Raw genomic sequence first — 9,347 nt, forward strand, 5'->3', positions numbered from 1 at the left:
CCGGGGCGGTGGCCGCCGCCGGGCTACTGCTCGCCGCGGTGGGCGTCGTCGGGCCGGGAGTGCTCGGAGCCGTGCGCGCAGGGACGACCGGCAGCGTCCGTGCGGAACTCCGGGCCGGGCTCGCCGACGAAGCACCGGACACCGACGCCGAGGCGGAGTCCGTGGTCTGCGCCGGCGACGCGGGTGCGGCCGCGCCGGTGGTCCTGGCCGCCGCCGACTGGGTCGTCGGCGTGTGCGACCCGGTCAGCGTGAGGGCGGCGACCGCGCCCGCGGCGGCGAGCACCAGGCCGCCCGCGGCGGCGAGGGTCCCCGGGCCGACCGGGGCCGAGGTCGGACCGGAGGCCCTGGTGGCATGCCGGGACCTGGCCAAGTGCCTGGCACGGCCGACGCCGTGGCTGCGCGCGGCGGCCCGCGCTCCGGCCGCCGGGACCAGGTAGCGCGCCGCTCCCCCGGCGAAGGCCAGCAGCAGCGCGGGACCGACGAGCGCGGGCAGCCGGTGGTTGGCCCGCTCCAGCAGGGCCAGCCGGGCCCGGCAGTCGGGGCAGCCGTCGGCGTGTGCCCGCAGCGCCCGGTCCTGGCGGGCCGAGCTGGTCCCGCGGATGTGCGCCGGCATCCGGTCCCAGTACTCGGCGCAGCCCAGGGCGTCGGGTGCGCCCGGCTGCGCGCCCAGAAAGGCCTGGCGCAGTCCTTCCCTGGCCCGGTGCAGCAGAACAGCCGTCGCGTTGCGGTTGGTGCCCAGGTCGTCGCCCACCGCCTCCAGCGGCCAGTCCTCCACCTCGGTCAGCCACAGCGCCCGCACCCAGCGGTGCGGCAGCTGCTTCAGCGCGCCGGCCAGCATCACCGCGTAGGCGCCCTCCTGGGGCGCGGCGGCCCGGGCCGGCTCCCGTCCGGGCTGCAGCCGCTCCAGGTCGTCCCCCTGCGGCAGCTCCCTGGGGGCGTGGCCGAGGTCGACGGCGAGGTTGCGGATGGTGGCGGCCAGGTAGCCGGGGATGTGGTCCACCCGGTTGCCCGCGGAGATCCGGCGCCAGACGCGGAAGTGGGCCTCCGCGGTCAGGTCCTCGGCCAGCCAGGAGTCACCGGTGAGGGTGCGGGCGTAGGCGACCAGTCGGGCGTGGTGCTCCTGGTAGGTACGGGTGTACGCCTCGATGGGCGTTTCGTCGGCGGTGCTGGTCACGCACCGACTAAATAGGACAAAGTGCCGATCTGCCTATGGCGCAGGTCACACACGTTTCCTCGGTTCTCGCGTAATCGCGGCGTGCTCGATCCGGTCCTTCTCCCGTACCCGCCAAACCGCCGAACCACCACGAGGAGCTGACCGCCATGGCCGCCACCGTCGAACAGGCCGTCCAGGCCCGCCTCATCGTCATGCCCGAGCTGACCCACGACTTCGTCGCCCGCCTCGGCTACCGGCCCGACGACCCCTTCGCCGTACGGCTGACCTTCCCGCCGGAGGTCTGCCCGGACGGGACCGAGCGCAGCTGGACCTTCGCCCGGGACCTGCTCGGCGAAGGCCTGCGCGGCCCGGCCGGGCCCGGCGACGTCCACATCTGGCCCTGCGGGCGGCACTGGACCGTGGTCGAGCTGCACAGCCCCGACGGGGCGGCGATGATCCGGCTGCGCAGCGCCGGAGTGCGGCGGTTCCTCGCCCGCAGCCTCGCCGCGGTCCCGGCGGGCGCCGAGGAGACCGGCGACGACCTGGCGCTGGTGCTCGCCGCGCTGGTCGGGGAGGGCTGACCGGTGCCGACCAGCTCGCACCCCGGCGCGCCCGCGCGCCCCGCGGCCCTCTTCAGCGACCGGCTGCTGCAGCGGCCGCTGCGGCGCCTGGCCCTGCTGGGCGACGGCTCCGCAGCGGTCCAGCAGACCTCCCTGGGCGCCGCCGCTCCCGGCCCGCTCTCGGTCGCCGCCCGCTACCTGGCGGCGGACGCCCGCACCGGCATCGGCGGGGACTTCTACGCCGTGCAGCAGACCCCGTTCGGACTGCGGCTGCTGATCGGCGACGTCCGCGGCAAGGGGCCGAGCGCGGGCGGGATCGCCGCGGTCCTGCTCAGCGCCTTCCGCAGGTCCGCTCTGCGCGCCGGCACCATCGAGCAGGTCGCCGCCCGGCTGGACCGCACCATGGAGCGGGCCTCGGCGCTGCGCTTCCGGGCGGACGCGGACGAGGACTTCGCCACCGCGCTGCTGGTGGAGATCGGCCCCGACCCGGCCTCCGTCCGGCTGGTCAACTGCGGCCACGTCCCGCCGCTGCTGCTCGACGGCGGCCGGGTCCGGACCCTGGAGCCCCGGCGTCCCGGGCCGCCGCTGGGGCTGGCCGGGGTCCTCGGCGCCCCGGCCGGCCCGGCGGACCCGGTACGGCTGCCCCGGGGCGGGACCCTGCTGCTGCTCACCGACGGGGTGACCGAGGCCCGCTCCCCCGCAGGCGACTTCTACGACCCGCTGTCGGGCCCCGCCCTCGCCGCCCCGCACCGGGGCGGCCCCGGCCGGCTCCTGGACGCGCTCTGCCGCGACCTGCGCCGGCACACCGTCGGCCCGGCCCGGGACGACATCGCCATGGTCGCCGCCCATCGGCCGGCCCAGGCCGGCGACCGCCCCCCGCCCTCTGTGGTCAGTACACCTAGGCGACCAGGGCGGTGAGCTTGCGCAGCGACTCGGTGAGGGCCGCCGTGGTGGCGTCCTTGACCCGATTGGCCATCATGTTCACGGCCGCGCCCTTGAACTCGCTCTGCACCGTGAGCAGCGTGCCCTCGCCCTCGGCGCTCAGCTGGTAGTGCTGGCGCAGGGTGATCCCCATCGGCGCCTTGCCCTCCAGCACCCAGGACTTGCCGGGCTCCACCTCGGCGACGGTCCAGGCGGCCTCGGTGGGCATCCCCATCAGGGTCATCTTCTCGGCGTACCGGGACCCGACGGCGAGCTCGGCCGGGGCGCCGTTGGGGAAGGCGGTGTGGATGGTGTTCCACTCGCCGAACCGGTCGAAGTCGGTGATCACGGCCCACACCTTGTCCGCGGGGGCGGGCAGGGAAGCGCTGACGGAAACCTCGGGCATGACAGCTCCTCTCCGGCGCGGCCACGCGTGGGGCGGCCGTTCGGACACCGGTTTCCGCGAGGCTAACCAGAATCTGACGAACCATCAATAAATGTGACGCAGCTGCGCCGTGGCAGTTCGCGGCGGTGCCGGGCCGCTAACGTGGGGGCGTGCAGATCTCGACCGCGGAACGCAGGGCCCGGCTGGCGACCCGTCATCTCCTCTCCCCCGCCGCGCGGGCCCGCACCCCGGAGCAGGCGGCCGACGCGCTGGTGGGGCTGCACGCCACCGATCCCGCGACGGTGTTCCTCGCGGTGGCGGCGCGTTTGGACGACGCCACGCCCGCGGCGCTGGAGCGCGCGCTGTACCAGGACCTGACGCTGCTCCGGCTGCTGTGCATGCGCCGCACCATGTTCGTGGTGGGCCGGGAGCTGGCGCCGATCGTCGACTCCTCGACGGCGCGGGCCGTCGCCGCCAGGGAGCGCAAGAAGCTGATCGGCTTTCTGGCCGACGGCGGCGGCTGGGACGAGAAGTGGCTCGCGGCCGCCGAACAGGCGGTCCTCGCCGAGCTGGCCGAGGCCGGACCGCTGAGCGGATCACAGCTCAGCGCACGGGTACCCGCGCTGCGCGAGCAGGTGACCGTCGCGGTCGGCAAGCCGTATGAGAGCACCCAGGCCGTCGCCAGCCGCATCCTGCGCACCATGGCCGCCGAGAACCGGCTGCGGCGCGACCGCCCGCGCGGGAGCTGGACGTCCAGCCAGTTCCGCTGGGTGCCCGGGGAGCCGCTGCCGGAGCTGCCGGCCGCCGAGGCCCGGGCCGAGCTGGTGCGGCGCTGGCTCACCGCCTACGGGCCGGGGACGGCGGCCGACCTGAAGTGGTGGACCGGCTGGAACCTGGGCGACGTCCGCAAGGCGCTGCTGGCGGTGCGGGCCGAGGAGGTCGGGCTGGAGCAGCAGGACCCCGGCTACGTCCTGCCCGGCGACACCGGGCCGACCGCGCCCGCCCCGCCGTACGCCGCGCTGCTGCCCGCGCTCGACCCCACCGGGATGGGCTGGGTCCAGCGCGACTGGTACCTGCCGCCGCAGCACACCGCCGAACTGTTCGACGGCACCGGCAACATCGGCCCGACGGTCTGGTGGGACGGGCGGATCGTCGGCGGCTGGGCCCAGCGCCCGGACGGGGAGCTGGTCTGGCGGCTGCTCGACGACGTGGGCGCGGAGGCGAGGGCCGCGGTCTCGGCCGGGGCCGAGCGGTTGGCGGCGTTCATCGGCGAGCAGCGGATCACTCCGCGGTTCCGTACGCCGCTGGAGCGGGCGCTCGCCGAGGCCTGACGGACCTTTGGCTGCGGACCGCAGCTGGCTTGTCGCGCGGTTCCCGCGCCCCTGGCCATGTGCAACCGAGCCAGTTGCAGACGCCTCGGGGGCGCGGGGAACTGCGCGAACAAACCAGGCACGCCGCCGCAGCCGGGAAGGCTAGGCGCGGCCCGCGGACTTCTGGGTGCGGCGCGACAGCGAGTCGATGATGACGGCTGCCAGCAGCACCGCGCCGGTGATCATGTACTGGATCGAGTTGGCCAGGCCGAGCATGTAGAGGCCGGCGTTGATCGACTCGATGACCAGCATGCCGAGCAGGGCCGACCAGACCATGCCGCGCCCGCCGAAGAGGCTGGTGCCGCCGATGACCGCGGCCGCGATGGCCAGCATCAGGTTGTTCGGGTCGGAGCCGGCCTGGTTCGCCGAGGAGATCTGCCCGGCGATCGTCAGTCCGCCGAGCGCCGCGAAGAAGCCGGAGGTGGAGAAGACCGTGATCCGGACCATCGCCACACTGATACCGGCCCTGCGGCTGGCCTCGATGTTGCCGCCCACCGCGAACACCTTGCGGCCGTAACCGGTGCGGCGCAGCACGAAGTTGGTGACGATCAGCGCGACCGCGAACAGCACCAGGGCGTTGGGCACGCCCTTCTGGTTGTTGAGGATCACCGCGGTGCCGAAGGCCCCGATCGCCAGCACCACCGTGCGCAGCAGCAGGTCGCTGGTGGGCCGGTACGGCACCCCGGCCTGCCGGCGCCGCCGTTGCAGGCCGACGGCACTGTAGAGGTACGCCGCCACGCCCAGGCCGGCGAGGATGTACCCGCCGGCGATGTCGCCGCCCAGGAAGAAGGAGTTGCCCGACAGGTAGCGCATCGGCCCCCTGTCGGTCGGCAGGTTGATGGTGCCGGTCGAGCCCAGCAGCCACAGCATGAAGCCCTGCCAGCCCATGAAGCCGGCCAGGGTGACCACGAAGGCCGGCACGCCGATCTTGGCGAAGACGAAGCCGTGCAGCGCGCCGATGGCCGCGCCGGTGAGCAACGTGATCACCATGGCGAACCAGGGGTTGACGCCGTGGCTCACCGAGAGCACCGCGAACACGGCGGCCGACAGACCGCTGACCGAGCCGACCGACAGGTCGATCTCGCCCAGCAGCAGCACGAACACCAGGCCGATGGACAACAGCCCGATGCCCACCATGTAGTAGGCGATGTACTCGAAGTTGGCCGAGGTCAGGTAGTTGCTGTCCTGCAGGCTGAAGACGATCCAGATGATCACCAGCCCGACGACCACCGGCAGCGAGCCGAGGTCGCCGCCGCGGATCTTGCGCTCGAACTCGGTCAGGTATCCCTTGATCCCCTCCTCGCGGACCAGCAGCCGCGGGTCGACGGGGGGTGCGACCGCGGGCGGCGGGGTCACATCGGGGTCGGTCTCGCTCATCTGTCGCCCTCCGCCGTCCGCGCCTGACGCCGGGTCACCGCGTTGTCGGTGGCACCGGTGATCGCGGCGATGATGGTCTCCTGGGTGGTGTGCTGCACCGGGAAGATGCCGTTGTTCCTGCCCAGCCGCAGCACCGCGACGCGGTCCGCGACCGCGGTGACGTCGGCCATGTTGTGGCTGATCAGGATCACCGCCAGGCCGCGGTCCCGCAGCCGCTCGACCAGGTCCAGGACCTGGGCGGTCTGCTCGACGCCGAGGGCGGCGGTGGGTTCGTCCAGGATCACCACCTTGGGGTCGCCGATCAGCGAGCGGGCGATCGCCACCACCTGGCGCTGGCCGCCGGAGAGGCTGGCGACCGGGATCCGCACGCTCGGGATCCGGATCGCCAGCGTGGACAGCAGCTCCTGCGCCGTCTTCTCCATCGCGACCTCGTCCAGCAGTCCGCGCAGCTTCAGCTCACGGCCCAGGTAGAGGTTGCCGACCACGTCGAGGTTGTCGCACAGCGCGAGGTCCTGGTAGACGGTGGCCACGCCGAGGGTCTGGGCGTCCTGCGGCCGGTGGATGTTGACCGGCCTGCCCTCCCACTCGATCTGGCCCTCGTCGATCGGATGCACCCCGGCGATGGTCTTGACCAGCGTGGACTTGCCCGCGCCGTTGTCGCCGACCAGGGCCAGCACCTCGCCGGGGGTCACTTCCAGCTCGACGTCGGTCAGCGCCTGGACGGCGCCGAACCGCTTGGAGATGCCGCGCAGCGCCAGCACCGGTTCCCCGGCGGCCGGGCTCGTCATGAGAGTCCGTTGGCCTTGCAACCGGCGGCGTACGCGGAGGTGCAGATCTGGGCGACCGTGTAGAGGTTGTCCTTGACCACGGTGTCCTTGACGTTGTCGGCCTTGACCAGCACCGGCGTCAGCAGGTCGGAGGGCACCTTGTTGCCGGAGCCGTTGGTCTTGGTGGTGGGGGTCAGGCCGCTGATGCTGTTGCCGGTCATCAGGTCCACCGCCAGCTGGGCCGCGGCGTCGGCCTCGGGCTGGTAGGCCTTGTAGATGGTGAAGCTCTGGGTTCCCACCATGATCCGCTGGATGGCGTCCAGCTGGGCGTCCTGGCCGGTGAGCGGCAGGTTGGAGATGCCCGCGTTCTTCATCGAGGTGGCGATACCGGCGGCCATGCCGTCGTTGGCCGAGTAGAAGCCGGCGATGTTCTTGGCGCCGAGCTGGTTGATCGCGGCCGCGGCCTTCTGCGCCGCGACGTCGGCCTTCCACAGCCCGGAGGCGTCGTAGGCGAGGTCGACCTTGTCCTTGACCACGCCCTGGAAGCCCGACTTGAAGTCGCCGGCGTTGGGGTCGGCCGAGTCGCCGTCGATCTCGACGATCTTCGCACTCTTGGTGGCCTTGGAGCCGAGCACATTGAGCAGGCCCTGGCCCTGCAGCTGGCCGACCTTGATGTTGTCGAAGGAGACATAGGCGTCGGCCGGACCCTGCGAGAGCCGGTCGTAGCTGACCACCTTGATGCCCTTGGCGCTGGCGGCGACCACCGAGGCCTTGATGGCGGCGGCGTCGACCGGGTCCACCACCAGCACCTTGACCCCGGCGTTGATCATGGTGGTGACCTGCTGGGCCTGGGTGGCGGCGCTGCCGGCCGCGTTGGCGTACTCCACCGTGACGTTGGGCGCCAGCGTCTTCATCTTGGCTTCGAAGAAGGGCCGGTCGAACTTCTCGTAGCGGGTGGTCTGGTTCTCCGGCAGCAGCAGGCCGACCTTGCCGCTGGCGGCGCCGGCCGACACCGAGCCCGAGGCGGTGGAGCTGGAGGAACTGGTGCCGGCCTTCCCGCAGGCGGCGGCGGTCAGCGCCAGCGACACGGCGGCGGCCGAGACAAGCAGGGTGCGTGAGATCTGGCTCATGGGAGGTAGGACGCCTTTCGTACGGGGACCGCTGACGCAGCGCTCACCCAATACCACAGCCAGTGACCGGCCCAGGCCCGTCGGAATAGGCCAGCCAGGGGAACAGAATCACTCCTGGGTGACGATTGCGGCCCGCTGACCCGCGGTCAGAGCAGCTCCGCCAGCTCCCCGCGCGAGGCCACGCCGAGCTTCGGATAGGCCTTGTAGAGGTGGTATCCGACGGTGCGTGAGCTGAGGAACAGCTGGGCCGCGATGTCCCGGTTGGACATCCCCTGCGCGGCCAGCCGGACGATCTGCGACTCCTGCGGCGTCAGCGAGGCCAGCGGACCGGACCCGGCCCGGCCCTGCGGGGCGGCGGTGCCGGTGGCGCCCAGCTCGGAGCGGGCCCGCTCGGCCCAGGGCACGGCGCCCAGCTCGTCGAACACGGACTGGGCGGCCAGCAGCGGGCCGCGGGCCTCGGCCTTGCGGCGGCCGCGCCGCAGCCACTCCCCGTACAGGAGTGCGGTGCGGGCCCGGTCCCAGGGGCGGTCCTGCTCCTCGTGCAGACGCAGGGCGGCGGTGAAGCGATCCTCGGCGTCGGCGTCGTGGCCCAGCAGCGCCTCGCAGCGCAGCACCAGCGCCGCCGTCCAGGGCTGCCCGGTCCGGGCGGACCAGCGGCGGAAGTAGTCGAAGGGCGCGGCGGCCCGCTCCGGCTCACGCAGCCGCACCGCCGCCTCGACCAGGTCGGGGACGGCGCGGAGCCCGGCGACATGGTGCCGCTGCGGGCTGTGCGCCAGCTGCTCCAGCCGGGCCAGGCACTCCTCGGCGCGGCCCAGGCCCAGGTCCAGCAGGCCCAGCGACCACTGGGTCCACGCACGCCCGGCCAGGCCCGCCGCCTGGGCGGCCCCGGCGCTGCGGCGGGCTGACGGCTCGTCACCGCGCAGCGCCGCCAGGTGCGCGTGGAAGCTGTGCAGCTGACCGGCCCAGAGCAGCTGCCCGGTGTCCTCGGCGATCCGCAGCGCCTCGACGGCGTTGGTCACCGCCTCGCCCGGTCGGCCCTGGAACAGCTCGCCCTCGGCCAGGAAGAACAGCAGCGTCGGCAGCGCGCCGACGGCGCCCACCGCGCGGGCCTCGGCCACCAGCTCCTCGGCCAGGCGCACCGTCTCGTCGTCCCGGCCCATGATCAGGGTGGCCCCGCAGACCGTCACCAGGTCCACCGGGACGGCGGCCCCGGCGGCGCGGGCCCGGGCCACGGTGTCGGCGACCGGCGGGGGCGGCTGCTCGGTGCGGCCCAGCAGCGATCCGACCGCCGCCAGCAGATAGCCGGCCTGGGCGGCGGTGGGGTGGGCAGCGGCGGCGGGCGGGGTGCCGAGGGCGGTGAGCCGGTCGACCACCTCGCCCACCGCCTCCTCGCCCAGGTACCAGGCGACATGGAAGGCCTGCAGCAGCACCCGGGCCAGATGCTCGGGGGCCACGTCCGCGGCCAGGTCGGCGGTGCGCAGCAGCAGGTCGAAGGAGCCCTGGTCGGAGCCGCGCCAGAACTGGGTGGTGGCCTGCACCAGCAGCAGTTGTGCCCGGCGCAGCCGGTCGGCGCCGTCGGCGCCGCTCTCGCGGCCGTCGGCGCCCTCGGGGGCGAGCCGGCGCAGGGTGCGCGCGGCCAGCTCGGCGGCCCGGTCGGTCTCGCCCGCCTCCACGGCGGCCTCGG

The 9,347-nt window shown here is 73.7% G+C and carries 9 protein-coding genes; 3 read left to right on the forward strand and 6 right to left on the reverse strand.

The window, feature by feature from the left end:
• A partial coding sequence (locus TR46_RS28335) for a sigma-70 family RNA polymerase sigma factor (RefSeq protein ID WP_052433152.1) occupies window positions 1-1,174 on the reverse strand: 1,174 nt, incomplete at its 3' end.
• Between the two features lie 146 nt (window positions 1,175-1,320).
• On the opposite strand from TR46_RS28335, the gene TR46_RS28340 reads away from it, so the two are divergent.
• A complete protein-coding gene (locus TR46_RS28340; RefSeq protein ID WP_042406627.1) occupies window positions 1,321-1,734 on the forward strand; it encodes an SsgA family sporulation/cell division regulator in 414 nt (137 codons plus the stop codon).
• A 3-nt stretch (window positions 1,735-1,737) separates the two neighbouring features.
• Window positions 1,738-2,631 carry a PP2C family protein-serine/threonine phosphatase gene (locus TR46_RS28345; protein ID WP_052433154.1) on the forward strand — a complete coding sequence of 298 codons (894 nt, stop codon included), beginning with the start codon at window positions 1,738-1,740 and terminating at the stop codon, window positions 2,629-2,631.
• Here TR46_RS28345 and TR46_RS28350 read toward each other — a convergent pair.
• The gene (locus tag TR46_RS28350; RefSeq protein WP_042406629.1) at window positions 2,612-3,040 is read right to left on the reverse strand and encodes a type II toxin-antitoxin system Rv0910 family toxin; all 429 of its coding nucleotides are present in this window, start codon (window positions 3,038-3,040) and stop codon (window positions 2,612-2,614) included. The two genes, TR46_RS28345 and TR46_RS28350, sit on opposite strands and share 20 nt — an antisense overlap.
• Before the next feature lie 149 nt (window positions 3,041-3,189).
• Here TR46_RS28350 and TR46_RS28355 point away from each other — a divergent pair, with 149 nt between their 5' ends.
• A complete protein-coding gene (locus TR46_RS28355; protein WP_042406631.1) occupies window positions 3,190-4,350 on the forward strand; it encodes a winged helix DNA-binding domain-containing protein in 1,161 nt (386 codons plus the stop codon).
• 141 nt (window positions 4,351-4,491) lie between these two features.
• Here the strand turns inward: TR46_RS28355 and TR46_RS28360 are convergent, their stop codons facing one another.
• The 4 genes from TR46_RS28360 to TR46_RS45150 all read right to left on the reverse strand — a co-directional run.
• Window positions 4,492-5,766 (reverse strand): sugar ABC transporter permease, encoded by a 1,275-nt coding sequence (locus TR46_RS28360; RefSeq protein WP_042406633.1) that lies wholly within the window; start codon window positions 5,764-5,766, stop codon window positions 4,492-4,494.
• Complete coding sequence (locus tag TR46_RS28365) at window positions 5,763-6,554, reverse strand: ATP-binding cassette domain-containing protein (RefSeq protein WP_042406635.1); 792 nt, start codon at window positions 6,552-6,554, stop codon at window positions 5,763-5,765. The genes TR46_RS28360 and TR46_RS28365 overlap by 4 nt, the downstream gene beginning before the upstream one ends.
• Window positions 6,551-7,663, reverse strand: a complete 1,113-nt coding sequence (locus tag TR46_RS28370; protein WP_042406636.1) for a substrate-binding domain-containing protein — start codon at window positions 7,661-7,663, stop codon at window positions 6,551-6,553. Before TR46_RS28370 ends, TR46_RS28365 begins: the two co-directional genes overlap by 4 nt.
• 146 nt (window positions 7,664-7,809) lie before the next feature.
• Window positions 7,810-9,347 (reverse strand): LuxR family transcriptional regulator (locus tag TR46_RS45150; protein ID WP_042406663.1); only part of this gene is annotated, 1,538 nt, incomplete at its 5' end.

The organism is Streptacidiphilus carbonis (assembly GCF_000787775.1).
GTDB classification, from domain to species: Bacteria; Actinomycetota; Actinomycetes; order Streptomycetales; family Streptomycetaceae; genus Streptacidiphilus; species Streptacidiphilus carbonis.